Annotated in this window: 20 protein-coding genes; 12 read left to right on the top strand and 8 right to left on the bottom strand. The window is 74.0% G+C overall.

What is annotated here, in order from left to right; translation table 11 throughout:
- Positions 1 to 532 precede the first annotated feature (532 nt).
- The 3 genes from ACFZAM_RS21155 to ACFZAM_RS21145 are packed head-to-tail and all read left to right on the top strand — an operon-like array spanning position 533 to position 4,262.
- On the top strand, positions 533 to 1,816 hold the full coding sequence (locus tag ACFZAM_RS21155) for a lycopene cyclase family protein (RefSeq protein ID WP_391048144.1): 1,284 nt from the start codon (positions 533 to 535) through the stop codon (positions 1,814 to 1,816).
- 59 nt (positions 1,817 to 1,875) lie between these two features.
- Positions 1,876 to 2,718, top strand: coding sequence for a class I SAM-dependent methyltransferase (locus tag ACFZAM_RS21150; protein WP_391048142.1), 843 nt, complete (start codon positions 1,876 to 1,878; stop codon positions 2,716 to 2,718).
- Positions 2,715 to 4,262 (top strand): FAD-dependent oxidoreductase, encoded by a 1,548-nt coding sequence (locus tag ACFZAM_RS21145; protein WP_391048140.1) that lies wholly within the window; start codon positions 2,715 to 2,717, stop codon positions 4,260 to 4,262. Before ACFZAM_RS21150 ends, ACFZAM_RS21145 begins: the two co-directional genes overlap by 4 nt.
- Positions 4,263 to 4,276: 14 nt before the next feature.
- Here ACFZAM_RS21145 and ACFZAM_RS21140 read toward each other — a convergent pair whose 3' ends face one another.
- Genes ACFZAM_RS21140 through ACFZAM_RS21125 form a run of 4 tightly spaced genes read right to left on the bottom strand, consistent with a single transcriptional unit; the run spans position 4,277 to position 9,175 of the window.
- Positions 4,277 to 5,284: a DUF5914 domain-containing protein gene (locus ACFZAM_RS21140; protein ID WP_391048137.1), complete on the bottom strand. Its 1,008-nt coding sequence runs from the start codon at positions 5,282 to 5,284 to the stop codon at positions 4,277 to 4,279.
- A complete protein-coding gene (locus tag ACFZAM_RS21135) occupies positions 5,281 to 6,351 on the bottom strand; it encodes a squalene/phytoene synthase family protein (RefSeq protein WP_391048134.1) in 1,071 nt (356 codons plus the stop codon). The genes ACFZAM_RS21140 and ACFZAM_RS21135 overlap by 4 nt, the downstream gene beginning before the upstream one ends.
- Positions 6,348 to 7,886 (bottom strand): phytoene desaturase, encoded by a 1,539-nt coding sequence (locus tag ACFZAM_RS21130; protein ID WP_355335320.1) that lies wholly within the window; start codon positions 7,884 to 7,886, stop codon positions 6,348 to 6,350. The genes ACFZAM_RS21135 and ACFZAM_RS21130 overlap by 4 nt, the downstream gene beginning before the upstream one ends.
- A complete protein-coding gene (locus ACFZAM_RS21125) occupies positions 7,883 to 9,175 on the bottom strand; it encodes a polyprenyl synthetase family protein (protein ID WP_391048131.1) in 1,293 nt (430 codons plus the stop codon). The genes ACFZAM_RS21130 and ACFZAM_RS21125 overlap by 4 nt, the downstream gene beginning before the upstream one ends.
- 267 nt (positions 9,176 to 9,442) lie before the next feature.
- Between ACFZAM_RS21125 and ACFZAM_RS21120 the strand changes: the two genes are divergently transcribed.
- On the top strand, positions 9,443 to 10,972 hold the full coding sequence (locus tag ACFZAM_RS21120; RefSeq protein WP_391048129.1) for an SDR family NAD(P)-dependent oxidoreductase: 1,530 nt from the start codon (positions 9,443 to 9,445) through the stop codon (positions 10,970 to 10,972).
- A 3-nt stretch (positions 10,973 to 10,975) separates the two neighbouring features.
- Here ACFZAM_RS21120 and ACFZAM_RS21115 read toward each other — a convergent pair whose 3' ends face one another.
- Positions 10,976 to 12,325 (bottom strand): nucleotide disphospho-sugar-binding domain-containing protein, encoded by a 1,350-nt coding sequence (locus tag ACFZAM_RS21115; RefSeq protein ID WP_391048126.1) that lies wholly within the window; start codon positions 12,323 to 12,325, stop codon positions 10,976 to 10,978.
- 217 nt (positions 12,326 to 12,542) lie between these two features.
- Between ACFZAM_RS21115 and ACFZAM_RS21110 the strand changes: the two genes are divergently transcribed.
- On the top strand, positions 12,543 to 14,639 hold the full coding sequence (locus ACFZAM_RS21110) for a glycosyltransferase (protein ID WP_391048124.1): 2,097 nt from the start codon (positions 12,543 to 12,545) through the stop codon (positions 14,637 to 14,639).
- 256 nt (positions 14,640 to 14,895) lie between these two features.
- Here the strand turns inward: ACFZAM_RS21110 and ACFZAM_RS21105 are convergent, their stop codons facing one another.
- Entirely contained in the window at positions 14,896 to 15,921 is a 1,026-nt protein-coding gene (locus ACFZAM_RS21105; protein WP_391048122.1) for a MerR family transcriptional regulator, read from the bottom strand.
- Positions 15,922 to 16,089: 168 nt separating this feature from the next.
- Between ACFZAM_RS21105 and ACFZAM_RS21100 the strand changes: the two genes are divergently transcribed.
- Both ACFZAM_RS21100 and ACFZAM_RS21095 read left to right on the top strand, forming a co-directional pair.
- Entirely contained in the window at positions 16,090 to 16,788 is a 699-nt protein-coding gene (locus ACFZAM_RS21100; RefSeq protein WP_391048115.1) for a sigma-70 family RNA polymerase sigma factor, read from the top strand.
- A 152-nt stretch (positions 16,789 to 16,940) separates the two neighbouring features.
- Positions 16,941 to 17,495 carry a DUF4383 domain-containing protein gene (locus tag ACFZAM_RS21095; RefSeq protein ID WP_391048112.1) on the top strand — a complete coding sequence of 185 codons (555 nt, stop codon included), beginning with the start codon at positions 16,941 to 16,943 and terminating at the stop codon, positions 17,493 to 17,495.
- Between the two features lie 3 nt (positions 17,496 to 17,498).
- Here the strand turns inward: ACFZAM_RS21095 and ACFZAM_RS21090 are convergent, their stop codons facing one another.
- Positions 17,499 to 18,242: a TetR/AcrR family transcriptional regulator C-terminal domain-containing protein gene (locus ACFZAM_RS21090; protein WP_391048110.1), complete on the bottom strand. Its 744-nt coding sequence runs from the start codon at positions 18,240 to 18,242 to the stop codon at positions 17,499 to 17,501.
- A gap of 160 nt (positions 18,243 to 18,402) precedes the next feature.
- Between ACFZAM_RS21090 and ACFZAM_RS21085 the strand changes: the two genes are divergently transcribed.
- Together ACFZAM_RS21085 and ACFZAM_RS21080 are read left to right on the top strand one after the other, a co-directional pair.
- Positions 18,403 to 20,034: a carboxylesterase family protein gene (locus tag ACFZAM_RS21085; RefSeq protein WP_391048108.1), complete on the top strand. Its 1,632-nt coding sequence runs from the start codon at positions 18,403 to 18,405 to the stop codon at positions 20,032 to 20,034.
- A gap of 127 nt (positions 20,035 to 20,161) precedes the next feature.
- On the top strand, positions 20,162 to 20,872 hold the full coding sequence (locus ACFZAM_RS21080) for a GntR family transcriptional regulator (RefSeq protein ID WP_355335293.1): 711 nt from the start codon (positions 20,162 to 20,164) through the stop codon (positions 20,870 to 20,872).
- A 143-nt stretch (positions 20,873 to 21,015) separates the two neighbouring features.
- Here ACFZAM_RS21080 and ACFZAM_RS21075 read toward each other — a convergent pair whose 3' ends face one another.
- On the bottom strand, positions 21,016 to 22,470 hold the full coding sequence (locus ACFZAM_RS21075) for an aminopeptidase P family protein (protein ID WP_355335290.1): 1,455 nt from the start codon (positions 22,468 to 22,470) through the stop codon (positions 21,016 to 21,018).
- Between the two features lie 224 nt (positions 22,471 to 22,694).
- Here ACFZAM_RS21075 and ACFZAM_RS21070 point away from each other — a divergent pair, with 224 nt between their 5' ends.
- From ACFZAM_RS21070 to ACFZAM_RS21060, 3 genes are read left to right on the top strand one after another with little or no spacing between them, the layout of a single operon-like run.
- The gene (locus ACFZAM_RS21070) at positions 22,695 to 24,431 is read left to right on the top strand and encodes an ABC transporter substrate-binding protein (RefSeq protein WP_355335288.1); all 1,737 of its coding nucleotides are present in this window, start codon (positions 22,695 to 22,697) and stop codon (positions 24,429 to 24,431) included.
- 14 nt (positions 24,432 to 24,445) lie between these two features.
- Entirely contained in the window at positions 24,446 to 25,492 is a 1,047-nt protein-coding gene (locus tag ACFZAM_RS21065) for an ABC transporter permease subunit (RefSeq protein WP_391048104.1), read from the top strand.
- Entirely contained in the window at positions 25,489 to 26,475 is a 987-nt protein-coding gene (locus ACFZAM_RS21060; protein WP_355335283.1) for an ABC transporter permease, read from the top strand. Before ACFZAM_RS21065 ends, ACFZAM_RS21060 begins: the two co-directional genes overlap by 4 nt.

Here is a 26,475-nt window from a genome sequence, read left to right as displayed (position 1 = left end):
CCGCGCGGGGCACCGCTGTCCGGGCGGCGTGCGGCGCGGCGCGGGCCCACGCCGGAGACGGGCCCCGGCGGCCCCCCGAGAACGCGCACAGCGGGCGCGGACGTCAACGACGGGAGGCGACGGGCATGGTGCGCGCGACCCCCAGGACGTGCGCGGCGGATCGCCTGCCGGGAGTCGCCGGTCTTCGGGGAGATCCACGAAGAGAGCTGTCGGCGCTTCGGCCACGAACCCGTCGCCGTCCCGGCCGGTGAAGCGGCCGACCGGGCAGAGTCGCTCGCGGACTCCATCGCGCGGCTCTCGTGTGAGGCCCGCCGCCAACAGCCGCGCCCAACACCCGCCCCCCACAGCTGTCTTGCGCGATTCCCTGGGCGGCCGGTACCGGGGGATCGCTCCTCGTAGACGTCCCCATTCGCGTGATCGCCGCTCGCCGCGCGCCCCGCGTGCATCCAACCGGGCCTTCGCTGCGGAAAGATCTGCAACGCGGCAGCCGGGCCCGGACGGTCAGGTGTTCGTCGCGCCGGGAGGAGCACGAGTGCGGGACGCGGACGTCGTGATCGTGGGTGCGGGCGCGGCCGGGCTCTCGCTGGCCCACCGGCTGTGCGCGCCCTCGGCCGCCCGGCACCGGCCCGCCGTGGTGCTGGTCGACGCACCGTCCGGTCCGCTGCGACCGCCCGAGCGCACCTGGTGTTTCTGGGAGCCGCCCGGCGGCCCGTACGACGCGGTCCTGGCCGCCTCCTGGGACCGGTTGCGGGTCCGGGGACCCGACGGCTCGGCCACCGTGGCGGATCCCGCGCCGTTCCGCTACAAGATGCTGCGGTCGGGCGCCTTCGAACGGCTGGTGGACGAGCGCCTGTCGGGACCGGACGGCTGCCGCCGGATCGAGGCGACGGTCGAGTCCGTGCAGGACACGGCCACCGGCGCGCGGGTCTCCGGGCACGACACGGCAGGTCGGTCCCTGGAGCTGAACGCCCGCTGGGTCTTCGACTCCCGCCCGCTCCCACGGCTCCCCGCGGCCCGCACGACGCTGCTCCAGCACTTCAGGGGCTGGTTCGTCCGGACCGCGGACGACGCCTTCGCCCCCTCGGTCGCCGACCTGATGGACTTCCGCACACCGCGTCCCGCGCACGGGCTGTCCTTCGGCTATGTGCTGCCGCTCGGGCCACGGCAGGCGCTCGTGGAGTACACGGAATTCTCCGCCGGGGTCCTGGACACGGCGCGGTACGACGCGGCGCTGCGGCACTACACCGACGACGTGCTGAGGCTCGGCCGGTTCGAGGTGACCGGCGTGGAACAGGGCGTGATCCCGATGACCGACGGGCGGTTCACCCCGCGCGCCGGGCGTTCGGTGTTCCGGATCGGCACGGCGGGCGGCGCGACCCGCGCGTCGACCGGTTACACCTTCGCCGCCGTCCAGCGGCAGACACGGGCCGTCGCCGACGCCCTCCTGACCGGCGATCCCACGGTCGGCGGTCGGCCGCGCCGCGCCCCCGTACCGCCCTCCCCGCACTCGCGCCGCTCCCGGGCGATGGACGCCGTCATGCTGCGGGCCCTGGACACCGGGCGGGTGGACGGCGCGGACTTCTTCACCGGGCTGTTCCGCCGGGTGCCGACCGAGCGTCTGCTGCGCTTCCTCGACGGCGGCTCAGGACCGGGGGAGGACTTCCTGATCGGTCTGAGCACCCCGGTCGCCCCGATGCTGCGGACCGTGGCCGAACTGCCCTTCCTGCGCAGGCACGAGCCCGGCGAATCTGTCGCCCGCAGACCCGACCCGCCTCCCGTCGCGCCCGTGAGCCGCCGCCCCGGTGCGGCCCCTTGATGCCGCCCCGCCCCGACGCCGCCCGCCCCGATGCCGCCCCCCAACAGGAAGTCCGCCCCATGCCCCTGCTGCGAGACGACGAGCTGTCGTCGGCGTTCGACCACGGCTCCGCCCGCTACGACCGGCTGACCGCGATGAACCCCGGCTACCACGCGCACCTGCGCCGCTCCGCCCGGCGCCTGCGGCTGCCGCACGGCGGGGCCGGGCTGCGCCTGCTCGACCTCGGCTGCGGCACCGGCTCCTCGACCGCCGCGCTGCTCGCCGCCGCTCCGCACGCCGAGATCACGGCCGTGGACGCCTCCGCCGGGATGCTGGAGCGGGCAGCCGCCAAACGCTGGCCCGCCACCGTCTCCTTCCTCCACGCGCCCGTGGAGAAGCTGGCCGAAGGGGGCTTCGTCACCGGGCGGTTCGACGCCGCGTTCGCCGCGTATCTCGTGCGCAACGTCGCCGACCCTGACCGCGTCCTCACCGCCGTCCGCGACCGGCTCCGCCCCGGCGGCCGACTGGCCGTGCACGAGTACGCGCTCGGCGGGAGCGCCGCGCACCGGGCGGTCTGGGCGGGGGTGTGCAAGGGCGTCGTGCTGCCCGCAGGACGGCTCACCGGCGACGCCGGTCTCTACCGCCACCTCTACACCAGCGTCGTCGCGTTCGACACGGCCGCCGCCCTCGGCGACCGGGTGCGCCGCGCCGGATTCGGCTCCGTCCGCGTCCTGCCGCTGCCCGGCTGGCAGACCGGCATCACCCACACCGTGCTCGGCCGCGTACCCCAGGACCCGCCGCGCGCCGAGCCGGAACAGGGGCCACCCCACCCGCCCCGAAGTCTGGCCCAGCCGCAGCCGCAGCCGCAGCCGCAGCCGCAGCCGCAGCGTCAGCTCCGGAACCAGCACGGGGACCCGCGGTGACCGGGCGCCCCGCCGTGCCCCGCCGTGGCCGCGACCGGCGCGCCCGGACGATTCCCGCGCCGCCCGGCCGCCCCCGCTTCGGCGCCGACGCCCCCGAGGTCGCCGTCATCGGAGGCGGTATCGCCGGGCTCGCCGCCGCCACCGGCCTGGCGGAGCGCGGCGCCCGGGTCACCTTGTACGAGCGCGAGCGCGGCCTCGGCGGACGACTGGCCGGCTGGTCCACCGACTTGGCCGACGGCTCACCGGTCACCATGAGCCGCGGCTTCCACGCCTTCTTCCGCCAGTACTACAACCTGCGCGGCCTGCTCCGCCGCGCCGACCCTTCCCTCGGCATGCTCACCGCGCTGCCCGACTACCCGCTGCGGCACAGCAGCGGCCTGTACGACAGCTTCGCGCGCGTCCCGCGCACCCCGCCGTGGAGCGCCCTCGGCTTCGTCGCCCTCAGCCCCGCCTTCGGCTGGCGGGACCTGCTCCGGATGAACCCGGCCGCCGCCCTGCCCCTGCTGGACGTGCGCGTGCCGCAGGTCTACGCACGCCTCGACACGGTCAGCGCCGCCGACTTCCTGGCCCGTATCCGCTTCCCCGACGCCGCGCAGCACCTCGCCTTCGAGGTGTTCTCCCGCAGCTTCTTCGCCGACCCGCGCGAACTCTCGGCCGCGGAGCTGGTCCTGATGTTCCACATCTACTTCCTCGGTTCCAGCGAGGGCCTGCTCTTCGACGTCCCCGACGAGCCGTACCCCCGGGCGCTGTGGGAGCCGCTCGGCCGCTACCTGGAAGGCCACGGCGCGGACGTGCGCACCGGCACCGAAGTGAGCGCGGCCGGGTCGTCGGGGCCCGACGGCCCGACGGTCACCGCCGACGGCAGGACGCGGCGCTTCGACGCCCTCGTCCTCGCCCTGGACAGCGGCGGCCTGCGCCGCCTGGCCGCCGCCTCGCCCGGCCTGTGCGACGCGCCGTGGCGGGAGCGGGCCGAACGGCTGCGCACCGCGCCGCCGTTCCTCGTCTCCCGGCTCTGGCTGGACCGCCCGGTCGCCGCCGACCGGCCGGGTTTCCTCGGCACCAGCGGCTTCGGCCCGCTCGACAACATCAGCGTGCTGGAGCGCTGGGAGGGCGAGGCGGCGCGCTGGGCGGCCAGGACCGGCGGCTCGGTGGTCGAACTGCACGCGTACGCCTACGCTTCCGACGACCTGCCCGCCGCCCAGGACCGGCTGGTGCGGCAGATGCACCGGGTGTATCCCGAGACGGCGCACGCCTCGATCGTCGACCAGCGGCACGAATGGCGCGCGGACTGCCCGTTGTTCCCGGTGGGCGGCTTCCACGACCGGCCCACCGTCCGCACCCCGCACCCGACCGTCACGGTGGCGGGCGACGCGGTCCGCACCGACCTCCCGGTCGCCCTCATGGAACGCGCGGCGACCACCGGCTTCCTGGCCGCCAACGCCCTGTTGGAGCGGTGGGGCGTGCGCGGCCAGACGCTCTGGACGGTCCCGGAGCGGGGCCGCTCAGCCGTACTGCGGGCGCTGGCGGCCCTCGGGGACACGTGACGGGCCGCGCGCCGTCAGCCCGGGAAGCGGCCGGCGGCGCGCAGTGCCCACCGCCGCTCCGCGTACGCCAGGTCGTCGCGCCAGAGCCGCCCGGCGGCCCCGCGCATCAGCGGGCGCAGCACCGGGGCGGCGGCCCGCGCGACCGCGAACCCGCGGCGGTCCGACGCGGCGACCACCGCCTCCACCACCGCGGTCCGCGGACGCCCCGACCGGTCGGGGCCGAGCGGCGTGGCGTGCGTCTCGACCACGGAACCCCGCCCCTCGCCCTCGGTGATGTGCATGACCACGGTCCTGGGCTCCGGCGCCGTGAACACCGCGCGCACCGGCACCACCGCCCGTCCGGCGACCTTGAAGGACACGTCCACCGCGAAGGCGTCGTGCGCCGCGTCGGCATCGCCAGTGGGTGTGCCGACCACCGTGAGGTCCACGAACGAGTACGGGTGCAGCCATCCGCCGTGCCACGGGTCGAGCCGGTTGGCGACCACGTCCTCCGGTTCGCACACCCCGGAACCCGTATAGACCGCGGCCAGGGCGCCCGCGGGCTCCGGCCGGACCGGCACCAGCGGGGCGGCCGTCGGCTCCTCGCCGCCCACCCCGTCCAGCCGCACCCAGACCAGCAGCCCGTCGTCGTGCACGGGGTACGGCTCCCAGCCCGCGAACGGCGCGCCCTTCAGGGACAGGCCGTGCCAGTGGCAGATCAGCGTCCCGCAGCGCACCGAGCTGTCCTTGAGCGGCGCGCCCAGGTGCGGGCAGGCGCCGGGGCCGCCGCGCAGCGTGCCCGCCGCGTCCCGCCACAGCACCACCTCGGTGCCGCCGACGGTCCTGCCGTACGGGCGGCCGTCCTTGACGGCGCGGGAGCCGCCGACGACGAACCAGTTGCCGGACGGCCGCGCCAGGGCCCGCTTCAGGGCGTCGCCGATCAGCCGCGGCGCCGCGTCGCGCCAGGTCGGCCGCTGCTGCGCCCAGCCGGCCGGGTCGCGGCGCAGCCGCAGCGGAAAGCGGCCGGGCCGGTGGTCGGTCACGACATGTTCTCCTTCTCCCAGCGGGACCACGACGGGCCCACCGACGACGGCCGTTCACGCGGTGGTTGACGTGGCCGCCCTTGCGTCCGTGAAGCCTGCCCTCGGTCCTTCGGCTCCGGTGCCGTCGCGCCGCCCCGGGCGCGCAGCCGCGCCGCGCCCAGCCGGACCAGCCCGTCGAGCGCCACCGCCGCGCGCCGCTCGCGCGGTACCACCGCACGGCGGTGCAGGACCGCGTACCCGTCGTCCTCGATCGCGTCCAGGATCCCGCCGTAGAGCACGAGAGCGGTACGGATGCACGGCCTGGCCACCGGGTCGAGCATCGGCAGTCCGGGCGCCGCCTCCCGGTAGACGCCGCGGGTCAGTTCCGCGGCGGCCCGCAGCGCCTCGGTGATCCGTGCGTCGCGGGCGCCGGTCGTCCGGCTCCACAGCAGCAGGCCGCGGTCCACGCCGTGCGCGGCGAGCAGGTCCGCGGGCAGATAGACCCGGCCCCGGTCCAGGTCCTCGCCCACGTCCCGCAGGAAGTTGCTGAGCTGGAAGGCGACACCGAGTGCCGCGGCGTGCGGGGCGGCCTCCGCGCGGGGGACGACCGTGCCCAGCACCGGCAGCATCTGGAGGCCGATCACCGCAGCCGACCCGTGCATGTAGCCGCGCAGGTCCGCGTACGTCGGATAGTCGCGCACCTCGAGGTCGCTGCGCATCGCCGCCATGAAGTCGGTGAAGTGCCGGTGGTCGATGTCGTACACGGCGGCCGTGTGCGCGAGCGCCCGCACCACCGGCTCCCTGCTGTTCCCGTGCCGCAGCCCGGCCGCCAGCTCCTCCTGGAGCGCGTCGAGCGCGGCGGCCCGCTCCTGGAGGGTCCGCGTCCGGTCGAGGCTGTCGACGATGTCGTCGGCCCAGCGGGCGAAGCCGTACAGCGCGTGCACGGCCGGTCGCCGCTCGACCGGGAGCAGCCGGGTGGCGAGGAAGTACGTCTTGCCGTGCCGGGCGTTGAGCTGTCGGCAGCGCGCGTACGCGGCGCGCAGCGCGGGCGCGTCGATCCCGGCCGCGTCGAGCTCGCGCGCGGTCACGCCGGGGTGCCTTCCGTCGCGAGCCGGGTCCGGGCGGGCGGGGACGGCCGCCGCGGGCGCGGCCCGGTGACACGGGCCGCGGCGAGCTTGCCGGAGATGAGCACGGTCGGCACGCCCACGCCCGGCGTGGTTCCGCAGCCGGCCAGCACCGCGTTCTCAGTGCCTCGCACGAGGTTCCGGGGACGGAACGGGCCGGTCTGCGCGAAGGTGTGGGCCGCGGAGAACGGCGTACCGGCCGCGTGCCCGTCCGCCGTCCAGTCCGCGGGCGTCACCAGGGACTCCTCCTCGATGGCGGCGCCGATCCCGGTCAGGCCGCGCCGCTCCAGCTCGGCGAGGAGGCTGTCGCGGTAGCGCGGCGAGAGCTCTCCCCAGGCGCGCGCGTCCGGCCCGATGGCGGTGTTGGGGCACGGCGCCAGGACGTAGTGCAGATGCTTGCCGGGCGGGGCCAGTCGCGGGTCGGTCGCCGTCGGCCGGGTGATCAGCAGCGACGGGTCGGACATCAGGGTCCCGGCGCGGGTCAGTTCGTGGAAGGTGTCCTTCCACGCGGCGCCGAAGGAGATCGTGTGGTGCGCCAGCTCCGGCCAGGTGCGGTCGGTGCCCGCGTGCAGGATCACCGCGGAGGGCGAGTGCCGCAGCGGGACCGCCCGGCGCGGGGTCCGGCCGAGCAGCCGGTAGGCGACCGGCAGATCGGGGGTGAGCACCACCGCGTCGCAGGCGATCCTGTCCTGGTCCGTGACGACGGCGGTGATCCGGTCGCCGGACCGCTCCAGCCGGGTGACGTCCTGCCCGTACCGGAAGTCGGCCCCCGCGTCGGCCGCCGCGTCCGCCATCGCCCGCGGCAGCGCGTGCATGCCGCCGCGCGGGAAGTAGACGCCCGCCACGGTGTCCATGTAGGCGATCACCGCGTAGGCGGCGAGCGCGCGGGCCGGCGGTACGCCCGCGTACAGCGCCTGGAAGGTGAAGACCCGGCGCAGCCGCTCGTCGGAGACGAAGTCGCCGATGCGGGCGTCGAGTCGGCCGAAGCCGCCGAGCGCCGCGAGCCGGGCCAGGTCCGGGTGGACGAGCTGGAGCGGCGAGTCGAAGTTGGCGTCGATGAACCGCCGCATCTGGACCGCGTAGAGGTCGGTCAGCCAGCGGCGCAGCCGCCGGTAGCCCGCCGCGTCCGCCGGACCGGCGAAGCGTTCGATCTCCGCCTCCATGGCCTCGGCGCCGGTGTGCACGTCGAGGCGGCTGCCGTCGGCGAACAAGGCCCGGTAGGCCGGGTGCAGCGCGATCAGGTCCAGCCGGTCGGTCATCGTCTCGCCGACGGCCGCGAACGCCTCCGCGACCAGGTCGGGCATGGTGAGCACGGTCGGACCCGTGTCGATCCGGTAGCCGCCCCGCTCGATCCTGCCCGCCCGGCCGCCGGGCAGCGCGGCGCGCTCCACAACCGTCACCCGGCGTCCCGCGCCCAGGAGGTGCAGCGCGGCGGACAGCCCGGACAGCCCGGCCCCGACCACCACGACATGGTCGGTGCGTCCCGTCACTGTTCTCATCGGTGGTCTCCTGCGGCAGCGGCTTCCCGCGGGCCCGGTCCGGCGGCTGCCGGTCGGTCCTGCGGGTGCGGGGCGTGGTGTACGGACCGCCCGTCCGGGCATACGCCCGCGGCGCGTTGGAAGAGGTCGAGGAGCCGGGCCCTGGCAACCGGTCCGACGCGCGTCGCGCCCGCCAGGAACCGGGCGCTGTCGGCGGCCAGTTTCTCGATCCGGTGCTCGACGGCGGCCCGCGCGCCGGTCGAGACGAGCAGGTCCCGTACCCGGTCCAGATCGCCGTCGGACAACCGCGGGTCGCCGACGGCCGTGTCCAGCAGGGCGAGGGCCCGCCGGTCGTCCGCGGCCTCGGCGTGGTCGCGGGCCACCGCGATCAGGTAGTTGGGCTTCCCGTCGCGGATGTCCTCGCCCGTCGGCTTGCCCGTGTACGCGGAGTCGCCGAACACCCCGTGCAGGTCGTCGCGCAACTGGAAGGCGATGCCCGCCTGTCGGCCCGCCGCGCACAGCGCCCGGGTGGTCTCCTCGTCCGCGCGGGCCAGAGCGGCCCCGAGCGCCAGCGGGCGCTCGACGGAGTACAGTGCGCTCTTCAGCCGGGCGGTGCGCAGCGCACGCGCGGCCGACCGCGCACCGGTGGTCTGCCCGTGCAGATCCAGGTACTGCCCGGCCACCATCTCGGTGCGCATGGCCTGCCACAGCACGCGCACCCTGCGGGAGGTGTCGCCGGGCAGGGCGGTGGCCGCGACGGTGTCGTCGGCCCAGGCCAGCGCGAGGTCGCCGACCAGGACGGCTGCCGCCCGGCCGAAGGGCTCGGCGGGGCCGGAGCGGCGCGCGCAGGGGTACTGCGCGTCGAGGTCGAGATGGACCGCGGGCTGTCCGCGCCGCAGCGCGGAGCCGTCCATCACGTCGTCGTGCACCAGCGCGCAGGTCTGGACGAGCTCCACCGCGGCGGCGATCCGCAGCGCCGCGTGCACCTGTTCGGCGGACCCGCCGCCGCCCGCGGCCCGCAGCCCCCACCACAGGAACTGCGACCGGGTGCGCTTGCCGCCGCCCAGGGTGAACCCGGCGACCCGCTCGGCGAGGTCCCGCGCGAAGACCGCGTCGATCGCCGCCGCTGCCGCCACCCGCTCGCCGAGCTCATTGGCCAGCACCCGCCCGACGTGGTCCGCGACGTCCGCGTCCACGGCCGCGGGGTCCGGCGGGCGGGGGACAAGGACGCGCGCGGAAGCGTCGTACGGGGCGCCCCGGGCCGCCTGCTCACCGGGGGAGGGGTGCTCGTCCGCCGCGATGCGCCTCATCGACTTCCTCTCCTCGCGTCGTTCGGCTTCGTCTTCGGTCATTCCGTCCGGGACGCCCCCGCGGATGCAGCGGACGTCCACTGCTGCCGGGAGGGGCGAAAACACCTCACCACGAGTGACCCATCGTGATCACGCCGCCACATCGGGTCACTGTCGACGAATCTCCGCATGCGGGTGGTCCGGCCCGCATCCGGCCGACCGGGCCGCGCGGAAGAGACCGTGAAGGGGGACGGTGGGGGGAACACAACGCGCGGAACGGAGCTGCTCATGATCAGCGATGCCACCGAACCCGGGCCGCTGTGCCTGGTCACCGGGGCCTCGGGCTACATCGGCGGACGCCTGGTGCCCGAACTGCTGGCCGCCGGGTACCGGGTCCGGTGCCTGGCCCGCTCACCCGGAAAGCTCCGCGATCACCCATGGGTGCACGACACCGAGGTGGTCCAGGGCGATGTCACCGATCCCGACTCGGTGGCGGCGGCGATGCGCGACGTGGACGTGGCGTACTACCTCGTGCACGCGCTGGGCACCGGCTCCGGCTTCGAGAAGACCGACCGGGAGGCGGCCCGGGTCTTCGGCGAGCAGGCCCGCGCCGCAGGGGTGGGACGCATCGTCTACCTCGGCGGCCTGACCCCCGGCGGAGTACCGGAGGCCGAACTCTCGCCGCACCTGCGCTCGCGCGCCGAGGTCGGCCGCATCCTGCTGGACTCGGGGGTGCCCACCACCGCGCTGCGCGCCGCGGTGATCATCGGATCGGGCTCCGCGTCGTTCGAGATGCTGCGCTACCTCACGGAACGGCTGCCGGTGATGGTCACCCCGAGCTGGGTCCGTACCCGGATCCAGCCCATCGCCGTCCGCGACGTGCTCCGCTACCTCGTCGGGAGCGCCGCCATGCCGCCGGAGGTCAGCCGCCCCTTCGACATCGGCGGCCCGGACGTCGTCACCTACCGGGAGATGATGCAGGGCTACGCGGCGATCGCCGGTCTGCCCAAACGCCTGATCGTCCCGGTCCCCGTCCTCACCCCACGGCTGTCCAGCCACTGGATCGGACTGGTCACCCCGGTGCCCCGGTCGATCGCCCGCCCGCTCGCGGAGTCCCTGCGGCACGAGGTGGTCTGCTCCGAGCACGACATCGCCCGCTACGTGCCGGACGGCGAGGGGCAGCCCTTCCCGCTGCGCCGCGCCCTGGCCCTGGCCCTGCGGCGGGTCCAGGACGCACAGGTCACGACCCGCTGGTCCTCCGCCTCGCTGCCCGGCGCGCCCAGCGACCCGCTGCCCACCGACCCCGACTGGTCCGGCGGCAGCCTCTACACCGACCGCCGCGAGCAGGTGGTCGACGCCTCACCCGAGGCGCTGTGGCGCGTGATCGAGGGCATCGGCGGCACGAACGGCTGGTACTCCTTCGGCCTGGCCTGGGCGGTCCGCGGCTGGCTCGACCGCCTCGCGGGCGGTGTCGGGCTGCGCCGCGGACGCCGTGACGCCGTTCATCTGCGGAACGGGGACTCCCTGGACTTCTGGCGGGTCGAGGAGATCGACCGCGGCAGGATGCTCCGGCTGCGCGCCGAGATGCGACTGCCGGGCCTGGCCTGGCTGGAGCTGCACGCCGACCGGGACGACCAGGGCCGCACCCTGTACTGGCAGCGGGCGCTGTTCCACCCGCGCGGGCTGCTCGGCCACGCGTACTGGTGGAGCATCTCGCCCTTCCACGCGTTCGTCTTCGGCGGCATGGCACGCAACATCGCCAAGGCGGCGGAACAGGGCAGGTCCGCCCCGAGCCCGCGGCCGGTCACCACCCACTGACCGCTACGGGGCGACCGGCCGCTCCTGGCGGGCGGCCATCACGGCCCGCAGCCGGACGGCCGCCCAGTCAGGGCCCCGCTCGCGGACCCGGGCGGACAGCCGCCCGAGTCCGGGCGGCGGCGCGGTGAGCAGTGAGGCCACGGCGTCCCCGATCTCCCGCCCGGTCGCCGCGGCCGGGTCCAGGACGACGGCCGCCCCGGCCCGCTCGGCGTCGTGGGCGACGGCGAACTGGTCGCTGGAGAACGGCAGGACGAGCGCCGGGACGCCCGCGGCGACGCACTCGGTGAAGGAGTTGTTGCCGCCGTGGTGCACCATCGCGTCCACCTCCGCCAGCAGCGCGCGCTGCGGCACGGAGGCCGCGACGCACACCCGCGGGCCCGCCAGATCCGCGAGCGCCGCCGTACGGTCCCCGGCCGCCAGGACGACCGCCGCGTCCGGACAGCGCTCCAGCACGCCGCGCGCCACGGTCCGCAGCACGTCGTCCCTGGCCGACAGGAAGGTGCCGAAGGCGACCAGGACGACCTTCCCCGCCGCCGCGCGCAGCCGGTCGGCCGCACCGCGCCAGTACGGGTCGAGAACCGCCGCGTCCTGCGCGGTGCAGTGACCGGCGTAGAGGGCTTCGCGCCCCTCGGGCGGTACGGGCAGGCCGGGAAGCGGCGGGTAGCAGTAGACGACGGCGTGCGGTGAGGTCAGCGCGAACGCCCGGCCGGGCGGCGGCCGGTGCGGGGCGTGGAGTGCGGCGAAGTCCGCGAACAGCGAGGTGAAGGCCGCGTCGTTCGCCCGTACCGCGGTGCGCAGCGCCGCCCGCTCCGCGGGGCGCGGCCGGATCCCGGCGGGCCAGGCACAGGGTTCGCCGAAGAAGGCGTCCGGGCCCGCTGGCAGGTAGCCGGGATGTCCGGGACAGTAGGAGGCGTACGACAGACCGAGGCAGTGCAGGGCGAGCGTCACCGGGTAATTGAGCTGGTCCACCAGGTACCAGTCCGGCCGCAGCCGGTCGTGCAGAATCCGCAGGTCCGCCAGGATCCGCTCCGGGTCGGCGAGCATGTCGGCGCCTCGGTGCCGGGCCTGGGCGAGCAGCGCGGGCACCGCGCCCGCCCTGGTGGCGTCCAGGAACTCGGTGAGACGCGCCGCCTCCGCCGCGTCCTGCTCGGTCGTCTCCGCGATCCCCGTATTGGCGTTCCGCGTCACCGTGAGCGGCACGAAACCGATGTCCGCCTCCCGCGCCAGCTCCTCGAAGGCGGGCGCGCACGCGAAGTGCACCTCGTCGCCCGCCCGCCGCAAGGCTCCCGCCAGGACCGACAGCGGCCGGGCGTGCGACTGGAAGGGCGGGCTGACCACCACGATCCGGGCCATGGGACTCCTTCGGTCGAGCGGTGTCCGCGTACGCCGACGCGGCCCCCGCGGAACTCCACGACGGCGTGCGGCGCGGCTGCGACGGCAGATCCTGCCAGGTCAGGGGCGTGCGCGCTGTGAGGCAGAACCGGCGCCCGAAGTGCATCCAATCCGCTCGGCCGTACGGAAGCGATGACTGTGCACGATCCGCAGCCCCATTCGCACGGGAGAGGCCGCCATGGAAGACATCGCACTGCCGACCGCCCCCGCGGCGGGCTCCGCCACGGGAGCGGCCGGCGACGGGACGGTCACCGGGAACGTCTTCGCCGGTCCGGGCGCTCGCACCGGGCCCGCGCCGGACGACGACGTCTTCGTCGACCTCCGTTCGACCTTCTGGACCGGCCGGATCCGGCCCGCCGCCGCGGGCGCGGGCGCCGGGGCGCTGCTGAACCTCACGCAGGCGGAGTACGGCTGGCCGTTCCCCGAGGGCATCGCCTGGGAGGCGGAGGACCTGTCGCTGGCGCGACTCCGCCGCGCCTGCCGGATGGGCCTGGCCCACAGCCCCGAGACGCTGACCGGCCACGCCGGTGGCTCGGACCGGCTGCGGGCCGCCGCGGCCGAGGCGTGGCCGGACGCGCTGCGGGTGCACGGCGCGGACAGCGCGCGCGACGCGCTGCGCGAGGCGCTGCGCCACCGCCCGGCCGGGGCCGCGACGGCGGCCCTGCTGGACGTCGCCACGGCCCGGGGCCTGCGGCCGCTGGAGCCGGAGGAGGCGGCCGAACTCGCGGCGGCCGGCGACCGCGCGACCCGCCACGCGGCCTGGCGCTACCTCGCCGGTGTGCCGGGCGGCGCGTCCCTGCTGCCGGTCTCCGCCGAGGCGGAAGACCCGTACGAGCGGCTGATGCTGCTCCCCGGCCAGGACCCGCTGCTGCCCGCGGCGGCACGCAGGCCGGGTCTGCTCGTCGCCCAGCCGATGCTGCTGGGCGGCCTCGACACTCCGGGGGAGGGGCTGAGCGGCGGCCTGAGCGTGCTGCTCAGCGGCCTCGGGGACGCGCTGGCCGACACCGGCGCGGTCGCGGCCGTCGTGACGGTGGTCACCGCCTGCCGCAGCGAACTGGCGCGGGACGACAGCCTGTTGCACGCCCGGGGCCCCGGGCACTGGGTGCTGCGGCTCCCCGTGGACGCGGAACATCCCCTCGGCCAGCACGAGATGGGCGCCCACCGCGAGGCGCTGGCCTGGTGGGCCGTACGGCTGCTCGGCGGCCTCGGCGCACGGCTGGACGTCCTGCACGCGCGCTACGCCGACGACGGCTCGCTCGCCATGGCCCAGGCCGCGGAACGCCTCGGAGCCCGGCTGGTGTTCACCGCGACGCCCGATCCGCACCGGCAGATGACCGCACGCCACGGCCGGGCCCCGGCCGCCTCCGACGACCTGCGCGACGACCTGCACCGGGTGTTCGTCGCCGACCGGCTGGTCGAACGGGCCGCACGCGTGGTCGCCATACCCGGACAGCAGGGCGACGCCTCCGAACTCGTCCGCCACTTCCCCCAACTGGCCGCCGCGCGGGACGGCGCGGGCCCGGCCGCACCACCGGAGGGCATCCAGCCGTACGTGCCGGCCGCGTCCGAGGCGTCCGACCGGGCGGATCTCCTGGGCATGGTCCTCGGCGGGGGCGGTAGCGGCGGCGCGCGGCGGGCGCCGCTCGGCCCGGACGCCCTGCGGGAGCCGCTGCTGCTCTCCGTGGGACGGCTGCACCCCGTCAAGCAGCAGGACATGCTGGTACGGGCCTGGCTGGAGCGGGGCCTGTACCGGCGGTCCTCCCTCGTGCTGATCGGCGGCGCCGCCGACCGTCCGTCGGCCGCCGAGACCGCGATGCGCGCCAGGATCGGCCGCCTGCTCGCCCGGCACCCCGGCGCGGCCCACCGGCTCGTCCTGCTCACGGCCCTGTCCAACACCCGCGTACGCCGCCTGGAGCGGGCGCTGGCCGACCCGGCGTCGGGGGCGCGGGCCTGGTACGTCTGCCCGAGCGCCAAGGAGGAGTTCGGGATCGCGGTGCTCGAAGCCATGGACGCGGGACTGCCGACCGCCGCCCCCGAACGCGGGGGAGTACGCCACTATCTGCGCGACGGCGACAACGGCGTACTGCTGGACACCTCCAGCGCACCCGCCCTGGGCATCGGCCTCGAACGGATGCTGGACATGCCGCCCTCCGCCGCCCGCGCCCTCGCCGCGCGGGGCCGCGCCACGGTCACCTCCGGCTACACCCTCACCTCCACGGCTGCCGCCTTGGTCGAGGAATACCTGGCCACCGCCCCGCCCGGAACCCCCGGCTGACGCCCGAGCCGCGACGCGCGGCTGACGGCTGGCTGGGACGTTTCTCCTCGGGCTGGCGGCGACCCGCCCACCGGCCTGCGGCGATGTCGGCTGAGGGCTGACGTGACGCGAGGTCGTACCTCCGGGCTGTCGGTGAGCGGCCCACCGGCCTTCGCCCGGTGTCGGCTGAGGACTGGCCGGGGCGTTCACGGGCTGCCGCTGAGCCTGCTTCGGCCTCGGCCGAGGACTGTTCCGGGCGTACCCCCCCCGGAGGGGGTCAGGGGGCGGCGGTGGGTGGTGGGGTGGGGGAGCCGATGCGGCTCAGGGCGGACAGGGCGTCGCGCAGGCCCTGGGGTCTGAGCATGCCGGGCATCAGGGGGCCGGCCCAGCCGGGACCGGCGAGGAAGACCATCGGATGGGTACGGGCGCCCTTGACGCCCCAGCTAGTGGCCGCGACATGCCGGGCGAGCGGGCGGTCGGCGGTGGAGCGGGACTGGGACCACAGCACGACAGCCGCCGGGCCGATCCGGCGTACGGCCTCGTCCAGGGCGTCGACCGGCACCGCCCCGCCGAACATCCGGGTCGATAGGCCGAGCTCTCCGAGCCCCGCGGTGAGCGCCTCCAGCGGAAGCGTGTGGTGGTCGCCGGGCACGCACGCGAGCAGTACGGGCGCCGCCCCGGTGACGGTCGGCGCCGGGCGGACCCGCCGCAGCGCCGACGAGACGTGCCAGGACAGCAGGTGCTCGACCTCCACGTACCGCTCCCCGGAGGTCTGCCACTTGCGGCCGACGGCGCGCAGGGTCGGCGCCATCACCTCCTCCCAGGCGACGACCAGCCCGTGCCGCTCGACCAGGTCGGTCAGCAGGGCGTCCACCGCCGGGCCGTCCAGCCGCACCGCGGCCCGCGCGAGCCCGCGGCACTCCTGCCGGACATCCCCGAGCGGCGGGCCGCTCCCGGCGGCCGGTTGCCGAGTGGCGCGCCGGGGCGGCCCGGCCGACGCCGGGCTCGTGGGCGCGGGCGCGGTGCCGGCGGCGGCCTGAGCGGCGCGGGCCGCCTCCGCGGGCGGCACGCCCGAGGCGGTGAGGCGGCACATCTCCTCCAGGACGGCCACGTCCCGCGGAGCCCAGCGCCGGTGCCGACCGTCCGAACGGACCGCCGGACCGATCCCGTACCGCCGGTCCCACGACCGCACCGTCGTGGCGGACACCCCGAGCCGCCGCGCCAGCGCACCCGTGGCGATCCCGGCCTCGACAGGCTCCCGCGCTCCCGACGCCCCCTGCGTCCCACCCGTCTCCTCGCTCATCTCTTCACTATACGACGCAGAAACGGTGCGAGTTGCTCCACCTGGCCGGTGATTCGCACGCTAGGACGAGCCGACCCCGCCGCATCGGCGGCAAGCGGCCCCGCGCGCCGGGCTTCCCGGCGGCTCGCGGCCCGCCCGGCAGGAACCCGACCGAAGAAGGGCAGCTCCATGACCGTACGCACCGTCGCGGAACCCGCGCACGAGCCCGCGTCCGCATCCGCTGCCGCCGCACCCGCTCCCCCCGCCGTCCCGGCGCCCGCCCGCTCCGCCGACGGCCGGGGCGGGTCCGACGCGCCGCTGTGGGAACCGGCCGAGCTGGGCCTGGCCGACTCGGAGCTGGCGGCCGGTCTGGTGCGGGGCAACGAGGACTGCGTGGCCGCCGCCTACCACCGCTGGGGCGGGCTGATCCACGCGCTCGCCCGCCGGTCGCTCGGCGACGCACGCGAGGCCGAGGATGTCACCCAGCAGGTCTTCCTCGCCGCGTGGCGCGGCCGGCACGGCTACCGGCCGGACCGCGGGTCCCTGGCCGGATGGCTGATCGGCATCGCGCACCGGAAGATCGCCGACGCGCTCTCCGCCCGCACCCGCCGCTCCGTACTCGTGGCCAACGCCGGTTCCGCCCTGCCGCCCGAGCCGGACGCCGACGCTCAGCCCGACGCCGCGCTCCACCGGGTCTTCGTGACCCGTGAGCTGGCCAAGCTGCCCGCCGCCCAGAAGCAGGTGCTGTGCATGGCCTTCTACTGGGACCTCACCCACGCCGAGATCTCCGAGCGCACCGGTCTGCCGCTCGGCACGGTCAAGAGCCATTCGCGCCGCGGGCTGCGCAGACTGCGGGCGCTCCTCCAGGCGGACGCCGCGCTCGGCTGATGCGGGGCGGCCCGGAGGCCGTAGCGCCCATGACGCGACACGCTGCAAAAACGCTGCGAGATGAGAGATCCGGACAAAAGGGCCACCTTGGGGAGTGCGAAAGCAGTACATCCGCGACATACGGATCTGCCCGCCCCACAGAGGAGACGGCGATGAAGCTGCAGGACGAACTCCCGCGCGATCACCACCTGGCCACCGTCTACCGCTTCGGCGCCGCCTTCTGCGGCCTGGTGCTGATCGTCTTCGGAGCACTCGGGTTCGCTGACGCGCTGGGCTTCTTCGACACCCACGGGTCCAAAGTCGCCGGTCTGAGCACCAATGGCGCGCTGAGCGTGATCTCCCTGGTGGTGGGCGCCGCCCTGATCCTCGGCGGCATCGTCGGCGGTAACTTCGCCTCCACCTTGAACATGACCGTCGGCGCCCTGTTCCTCCTGAGCGGCTTCGTCAATCTCGCCGTCCTGGACCGGTCGGCGAACGTGCTGAACTTCCGGATGCCCAATGTCATCTTCAGCTTCGTGATGGGCCTGCTCATCATCACGTTCGGGATGTACGGCCGCGTCAGCAGCCGCCTCCCGCACGACAACCCGTACTGGCGCAGCCGTCACCCCGAACAGGCCGACCGCGAGGCCGCTGCCGCTGCCGCTGCCCCGTCCGCGGCGCCCCGCCCCGCCCTCGCGCCCCGCGCCCCCGGCGCGCAGCCGCGCTGACTCTCAGCGGGCCGTCGTCCGCCGGGTGATCAGGACCTCGATTCCGTCCAGGATCCGGGTCAGGCCGAAGTCCACGTCGTCGTCGGCGACGTCGTCGTCGTATTCCTCGCGCTCCATCATGGCCGCGAGGATGGGATATCCGTGCTCGTGAAGGAGCGGCTGAAGGAAGCGCGCCACGGCGGCCGACTGCACCGGCGCCGCGGTGCTGTCGCGCACGTCGCGGCGGGCGGCGGCGATGCGCCGCGCGTAACCGTCGAGCAGCAGCGCGCACCCTAGTGATTCGGCGGTGCTCAGCCCGGCCCCGGTGAGCGCTTCGAGCAGCACTTCCGTCCAGCGCAGCAGGTTCGGGGTCGCGGGCGCCCCGCGGATGGGCAGGTCGGGCAGCCACGGGTGCGTGTCGCAGCGCCCGATCATCGCCCTGGTCCAACGGGCGGCAGCCGCCCGCCATTGGTCCGCGCCGGTTTCCAGCTCCGGCGCCGGGCCCCACGCGGTCTCCGCGACCAGGACCAGCAGTTCGTCCCGCGAGCTGACGTACCGGTAGACCGCGTTGGCGGTCAGTCCCACCCGCCTGGCGATGTTCGGCATGGACAGGGCCGCGAAGCCTTCCGCGTCGGCCAGTGCGACCGTCGCTTCGACGATTCCCTCCACGCTCTGCGAGGGCTTCCGGCCCAGCCGTCCCGTCTTGGGGGCCAGTCCCCACGCCAGGGCGAGGCCGGGCGGCAGCGCCTCGTCGTCACCGGTCGTCATCGGGCTCATCTCCATGTCTCGTCCCCGGGGGGAATTGACTTTGTGGGCGCCTCACACTTTATATTAGTGTGGACCACACACGAATTGTTTGAGGATGTGAACGCCGATGAATCCCCCAGGTCAGAACCGCGCCCCAGGACGTCGCAGGCCACAGGTCAGGGTGCGACCGCGCCTACGGGTCCTGCTGACCGCTCTGGTCGGCGCCGTCATGATCGGCGGCGCCATGACCGGCTGCGCCGCCGGACACGCGCAGCCGGCCCAGCGCGCGGAGGGCGGCCGAGGCGGTCCCGCCACCGTGGTCAGGACGGACACCGGCCTGGTCGAAGGCCGCCTCGGCACGGACACCCGGATGTTCCAGGGGATTCCTTACGCCGCCCCGCCGGTCGGGCGGTTGCGCTGGGCGTCGCCCCAACCGGCCGCGTCCTGGCCGGGCATACGGACCGCGACCGAGCCCGGCAACCGATGCGCACAGTCGGCGGGGCTCATCGACGAGCAGAGCAGCAGCGAGGACTGCCTCTATCTGAACGTCACCACGCCCGCGGGCAGCGGCGCCCGCGAGCTGCCGGTGATGGTGTGGATCCACGGCAACGGCTTCATCAACGGCGCCGGAAGCCTCTACGACGCACAGCGCCTGGCCAGTCAGGGCAAGGTGGTCGTGGTCAGCGTCAACTACCGGCTCGGTGTCTTCGGATTCCTCGACCATCCCGCCCTCGACCACGGCCCGGCCGCGCACCTGTCGGGCAACTTCGGACTGGAGGACCAGCAGGCGGCGTTGCGCTGGGTGAAGCGCAACGCGGCGGCATTCGGCGGCGACCCGGCGAACGTCACGCTCTTCGGCGAGTCGGCCGGCGGCACCAGCGTCTGCGCGCATCTCGTCGCGCCGGGGTCAACGGGCCTGTTCCAGAGGGCGATCCTGCAAAGCGCCGAGTGCACGGGACGCAACTGGTCACCGGGCCCGCCCACCTGGTTCCCGCTGCCGCGCGCGGAGCGCGAGCGGCACGGACTCGACGTCGCGGCAAAGGTCGGCTGCTCCGGCCTCCGGACAGCGGCGGCCTGTCTGCGCGCCGCACCCGTGAACGAACTCCTCAAGTGGTCCGACGACGGAGTCGGGTCAGGGCCGACGGTCGGCGGCGGCGTACTGCCCGTGAGCCCGGAACAGGCGTTCGCCACCGGCCACTTCAACCGGGTCCCCGTCATCCAGGGAACGACCCGGGACGAACACCGGCTGTTCACCGCGGCCATCGAGGCCGTGACCGGCCGGACGACGACCGACGCCGACTACCGGCAGCAGATCCGGACACTGTTCACCCCGGCCGACGCGGCCCGCGTCCTGGCCCGCTACCCCGCCGACCGCTTCACGTCCCCCGGCGAGGCGCTGTCCGCCGTCGTCACCGACTGGGCCTGGGGGTGCACCGTCCTCGACCGGGACCGGGCCCTGGACCAGCACGTGCCGACCTACGCCTACGAGTTCGCCGACGAGGCACCCTGGTTCAGCACCCTCAAGAAGCCCGACTTCCCCACCGGAGCGTTCCACGGCAGCGAGTTGCAGTATCTCTTCGCCGACGAGCAGCTCCCCGGTCCGGCCACCCCCGCTCAGCGCCGACTCGCCGACACGATGATCCGCTACTGGGTCCAGTTCGCCCATACAGGCGATCCGAACGGCCCCGGCGCGGCGCCCTGGCCCCGCTTCGGCACCGGCCGGCACGTCCAGTCCCTGCAAGCGGGGAAGACGGAGCCGGTCGACCTCGCCCGGGAACACCAGTGCGGCCTCTGGCGGACCGTCGGCGGCTGACCGCTGCCGCGACGCCCGTCCCCGCCGGGCTCACGGCCCGGCGGGACTCCGGATCCGGAACCCGGTCCCTCCCTGTGGGGCAACGTCACATTGTATGGTGGGAGTTCGTGTGTCTGGAGGATCGGTCATGGCTCATTTGTCGTCGCGCGGCGTCATTCCCGTACGGGAGCACCTGCGCGACCAGGTGGCCAACGCTCTGCGTGCCGCTCTCATCGCGGGCGAACTGCGGCCCGGTGCGGTGTATTCCGCGCCCATTCTGGCCGCCGAGTTGGGCGTCTCGGCCACCCCGGTCCGCGAGGCGATGCTCGACCTCGCCAAGGAGGGACTCGTCGAGGCGGTGCGGAACAAGGGCTTCCGTATCACCGAGATCACCGAACGCGATCTCGACGAGTACACCGAGATCCGCGCGCTGATCGAGGTCCCCACCATCGGGCGGGCCACCGCGGTGGCCACCCCCGAGCAGCTGGAAGCGCTGCGACCGCTCGCCCTGGAGATCGTGGAGACGGCCCGGGGACACGACCTGATCGGTTATCTGGAGGCCGACCGCCGGTTCCATCTCGGACTGCTCGCCCTGGCCGGCAACGGCCATCTGGTGGAGGTCGTGAGCGACCTACGGAAACGTTCTCGGCTGTACGGGCTGAACTGGCTCGACGAGACCGGTCGACTGGTGGCGTCCGCCCAGGAGCACATCGAACTGCTCGACCTCATGCTCGCCCGCGACTCCGAGGGCGCGCAGGAGTGCATCAGCCGCCACCTGGGCCACGTTCGCTCACTGTGGGCGGACGGCGCCGAGGGGGCGGCGACCGCGCCCAACGGACTCCAGCTCGGGACCGCCTGACGTACGGGATGGTCCGACGTACGGGATCGCCTGACGTACGGGACCGCCTGACGTACGGTCCGGGGCGTCTCCCGGCAGCGGACGAGGCCGTCACCGACGGGAGCGTCCGGCGGCCGTCACCGCCGGACGCCGACCCCGACCGCTCAGGGGTTGAGGAGGCCGCCCATCCACTCCTCGATCGCGTCGGGGGTCCGTGGCAGCGCACCGGACATGAGCCTCGCGCCGTCGGCGGTGATCACCAGGTCGTCCTCGATCCGCAGGCCCATGCCGCGCAGTTCGCGCGGCAGCGTCTCGTCGTCCGGCTGGAAATACAGTCCGGGCTCGACGGTGAGCACCTGCCCCTCCTCCAGAACCCCGTCGAGATACGTCTCGGCCCGTGCGCGCGCGCAGTCGTGCACGTCCATGCCGAGCATGTGACCACTGCTGCACAGCGTCCAGCGGCGGTACACGCCGCTGTCGGGGCTCAGCGCCTGTTCCGGCGGGATCTTCAGGACGCCCCAGTCGTACAGCCCCTCGGCGATGACCCGCATCGCGGCCAGGTGGAAGTCGCGGAAGCGCGCCCCCGGGCGCAGCGCGGCGATGCCCGCCTCCTGCGCCGCCAGCACCAGTTCGTACGCGGTGCGCTGGGCCGGTGAGTAGCGGCCGGACAGCGGCAGGGTGCGGGTGATGTCGGCGGTGTAGAGGGTGTCGGTCTCCACTCCCGCGTCCAGGAGCAGCAGTCCCGCGGGGTCCAGCGGGCCGTCGTTGCGTATCCAGTGCAGGACGCAGGCGTGCGCGCCGGAGGCGGCGATGGTCTCGTAGCCGACCCCGTTGCCCTCGGCGCGCGCCCGCAGGGCGAACACGCCCTCGATCCAGCGCTCGCCGCGCGGGTGCCGCATCGCCTGGGGCAGCGCCCTGACCACGTCCTCGAAGCCGCTCGTCGTGTGGTGGACGGCGAGTTGCAGTTGGCTGACTTCCCAGGGGTCCTTGACCAGCCGGAGTTCGGCGAGGACGGTCGCCAACTCCGCGTCACCGGTGGGCTGGTGGTTCCCGGAGCCGACCAACTCCTCGACGGCCGGGTCCACTCCGGTCAGCAGCCGGACCGGAGGGGAGGCTCCGGTCAGCGGCTTGACCAGGTCGTCCAGGTGCTCGCAGCGCAGCCCGCTGAGGGCGGCGGCCTCGTCGAGGTCGGGACGTCGGCCGACCCAGAACTCGCCGTAACGGCGGTCCCGGTAGAACTCCTGGCCGGTACGGGGCGAGCGGGGCCGCAGGTACAGCACGGCCTGATGGCCGCTGCCGGCCGGCTCCATCAGCAGGACGTTCCCCGGCTGGTCCTCGCCGGTGAAGCCGGTCAGCCAGGCGTACGCCGTGTGCGGGCGGAAGCGGTAGTCGGTGTCGTTGGACCGTACGGCGAGCCGTCCCGCCGGAATGATCAGCCGCTCGCCGGGGAACCGGGCGGACAGCCGGGCGCGGCGACCGGTCGTCAACTCCTCTGCGGGCAGCCGGGTTTCCGGCGGGAGAGGGCTGGGCGCCCATGCGGTGGCCATGAAGTCGCCCAGAGCGGAGGACACCGGCAGATCGTGGCTGCCGGTGTGCGGTGGGGTGGTGGGTTCGGTCATCGGTGCGCGACTCCTTCGGGTCGGTGCGCGAACGAGGAAAGCGGCCGAACAGGGCGAACGAGGAGGGTGAGGCACGGATCGGTAACGAGAGAGCTGACGGCTTGTCAATGCAATGTCACATTACTATGTTACGAGTCACATCGCACAGGTGTCCTGGCGGCCGCCCTTTTCTCACCCCTTGAAGGCGGTCGCGGTGCCGGGAACTCACAACGGAGTGACACACCATGACCAAGCGCATCAGCGTCGCGTTGGCGATCGGCATAACGACCTCGCTGGCCCTCGCCGCGACGTCCTGCTCGGCCGACACCAAGAGCAGGGACGGAGAGCACAAGGCCCCGGGAGTGGCCACCGGCACCGTCATCGGCGGTACTCCCGAGCGCGGCGGCACCCTCACCGTGCTGTCCAATCAGGACTTCGACCACCTGGACCCCGCCCGCAACTGGGTCATGCCGACCATGGACTTCGGCACCCGGCTGCTCTACCGGACGCTCACCACCTTCAAGGCCGCGCCCGGAACCGCCGGCGGCACGATCGTGCCGGACCTCGCGACCGACCTCGGACGCTCCTCGGAGTACGGGCGGGTGTGGACCTTCACCCTCAAACCGGGCCTGACGTACGAGGACGGCACCCCGATCAGGGCGCAGGACGTGAAGTACAACGTCGAGAGGTCGTTCTCGCCGGATCTGACCGGTGGCCCCGACTACGCCCGGCAGTACCTGGCGGACACCGACGGCTACACCGGGCCGCTGACCGGCAAGGAGTTGGACTCCATCCGGACGCCGGACGACCGGACCATCGTCTTCCACCTCAAGCGGCCGGTCGCCGAGTTCTCGTACACCGTCACCCTGCCGACCTTCTCGCCGGTCCCGAAGGCCCGCGAGACCGGGGTGCGGTACGACCTGCGGCCGTTCTCCTCCGGCCCGTACAAGATCGAGAGCTACAAGCGGGGCAAGGAGATGGTGCTGGTCCGCAACGCGCGGTGGAGCCCCGGGACCGACCAGGTGCGCAAGGCGTACCCGGACCGCATCGTGGTCACGATGGGTCTACAGGGCGGACAGATCGACGACCGGCTGATCGCGAGCTCGGGCGCGGACGCCTCGGCCGTCGAATGGGCCAATCTCAGTGCGGCCAGCGTCGCCAAGGTGCTGCCGAACCGGTCGGTGCGGGAGCGGCTGTCCGCCGAGCCGACCGGCTGCACGGACATGCTCTATCTCAACACCGCGCGCGGGCCGTTCACCGATCCCACCGTCCGCGAGGCCATGCAGTACGCCGTCGACAGGTCGGCGCAGGTCACCGCGGACGGCGGACCGGCGCTCAACGACATCGCCACGCACTACCTGCCGCCGCTGCTGACCGGCGGGTTCGTCGCCCCGGTGTACAACGTGCCGCCGTCCGGCGACCCGGCGCGCGCCAAGGAACTGCTGGCCAAGGCGGGCAAGCCGTCCTTGGACGCCACGCTCACCGTCGCCACCGGGGACAAGACCAGGGCCGAAGCGCTTCAGGCGTCGCTGTCCAAGGCCGGGGTGAAGGTGAGGATCGACGTCGTGGACCCGTCCGTCTTCTACGACACGGTCGGTGACACCGCCCACGCACCCGACATGACGCTCAGCGGCTGGTGTCCCGACTACCCCTCGGGTTCGACCTTCCTGCCCTTCGTCTTCGACGGGCGCACCATCAAGGCCAAGGGCAACCAGGGCAACTTCTCGCAGTTCCGCGACAGCGCGGTGGAGCAGCGGATGGACCAGATCGCCGCGATGTCCAACGCCAACCAGACCAAGGTCGCCTGGATCGGCCTCGACGCGACGATCATGCACAAGTCGCCCGCCGTACCGCTGCTCTGGCAGCGCAAGCCGCTGCTGGTCGGCACCAACGTGGCGGGCGCGTTCGGCCACTCGGCGTGGACCGGGCAGTTCGACTTCGCGGTCATCGGCCTCAAGGACCCCGCGAAGAGCCAGGGGTGAAGGGCGCCACCGGCATGACCACAGAGCGGAAGACCGCCCCGCGTCGGCGCGCCGGGCGGTCGCGGCCCAGCGGCTCCACCGACCTGCCGAATCCGATGCGTCCGACCGATCCGAATGTATCTGACGAACCATCACGTCACCTGTCCGGCGGCTTAGTTGACACCACCGGCGGCCCGTGGCGGCGTGCCTGGCGGCAGTTGTGGCACGAGCCCGCCGCCCGCTGCTCCCTCGTCGCGGTCGTCGTGCTGATCGTCGTGTCCGTCGCGGCGCCGCTCCTGGCCCGACTGGGCGGTTGGCGCCCCGACGAGTTCGACGAGAGCGCCATCGACCCCTACCTCGGCGGCATGCCCCGCGGTTCGTTCGGCGGCATGAGCGCCGACCACTGGCTGGGCGTCGAACCCGCCACCGGACGCGACCTGTTCGCCCGCGTCGTGTACGGCGCGCAGGTGTCGCTGATGATCGCCTTCGCCGCCACGGCCATCGTGGTCGTCGTCGGCACCGCCGCGGGCATCACCGCCGGTTACTTCGGCGGGCGGGTGGACAGCGTCCTGAGCAGGCTGATGGACCTGACCATGTCCTTCCCCTCCCTCATCTTCATGATCGCCATGATGTCGGTGGCCCAGGACGTCAACCGCGTCGCGCTGATGACCGGCGTCATCGGCCTGTTCGGCTGGCCCGGTATCGCGCGCATCGTCCGCGGCGAGACGCTGTCGCTCCGGCACCGCGAGTACGTCGACGCGGCACGGGTCGGCGGCTCCACGGCACCGCGCATCCTGGCCCGCGAAGTTCTGCCCAACGTGTCGGGGCCGGTCATCGCGTACACCACCCTGCTCGTCCCCGGCATGATCAGCACCGAGGCGGCGCTCAGCTTCCTGGGCGTGGGTGTGCGGCCCCCCACCTCGTCCTGGGGGCAGATGATCTCCCAGGCCGTCGTCTACTACGACACGGACCCGATGTTCTTCGTGATCCCCAGCGTCTTCCTCTTCCTGGCGGTCCTCGCCTTCACCGTCCTGGGCGACGCCCTGCGCGACATCCTCGACCCGCGGGGAGGGCGGTCGTGACGCTCTACGTGATCCGCCGGCTGATCGGCGTGACGGGCGTGCTGCTCGCCGTCTGCGCCATCACCTTCACCATCTTCTATCTGCTGCCCGCCGACCCGGCCGCGGCGGCCTGCGGAAAGTCCTGCAGCACCGAACGCGTCGAGCAGGTCCGCCACATGATGGGCCTCGACCGGCCGGTCTGGCGGCAGTTCGCGGACTACCTCACCGGTATCTTCGCGGGCCGCGACCTGGGCAGCGGCCCGCACGCCGTGCACTGCGGCTTCCCCTGCTTCGGCTACTCCTACGAGAACTCGCTGCCGGTGTGGAGTCTGCTCACCGACCGGCTGCCGGTGTCCGTCTCGCTCGCGGTCGGCTCGGCCGTGCTGTGGCTCGTCCTCGGGCTGGGCGCGGGAGTCACCGCCGCCCTGAAGAAGGGGTCGCTCACCGACCGCGGCCTGATGGTCGGCGCGGTCGCCACCGCCTCGCTTCCCGTCTACTTCACCGCCATGGTGCTGATCTGGGGAGCGGTCCGCATCGCCGGGGTGCTGCCCTATCCGTCCTACGTGGCCCTCACCCGCGACCCCGTGCACTGGGCGTCCAACCTGCTGCTGCCCTGGATCGCCCTGGCCCTGCTGTACGCGGCCATGTACGCCCGCCAGAGCCGCAGTTCGATGATCGAGGCGATGGCCCAGCCGTACATCAGGACCGCGCGGGCCAAGGGCATGCCCGAGCGCACGGTCGTGCTCAAGCACGGGCTGCGCTCCGGGATGACACCGGTCCTGACCCTCTTCGGCATGGACCTCGGCGGCCTGCTGGCGGGCGCCGTGATCACCGAGAGCATCTTCGGTATTCCCGGTGTCGGCCAGCTCTTCTTCGACGCGCTCCGGCGTTCCGACCAGCCGGTGATCCTCGGCGTCACGCTGCTGGCCGCCTTCTTCATCGTCGGCGCGAACCTCGTCGTGGACCTGCTCTACGCCGTCATCGACCCGAGGGTGAGGTACTGA

Origin of the sequence: Streptomyces sp. NPDC008079 (assembly GCF_042957385.1) — a bacterium.
GTDB lineage: Bacteria > Actinomycetota > Actinomycetes > Streptomycetales > Streptomycetaceae > Actinacidiphila.
The sequence above is the reverse complement of the archived record's forward strand: the minus strand, read 5'-3'. Positions and strand labels throughout refer to the sequence as shown.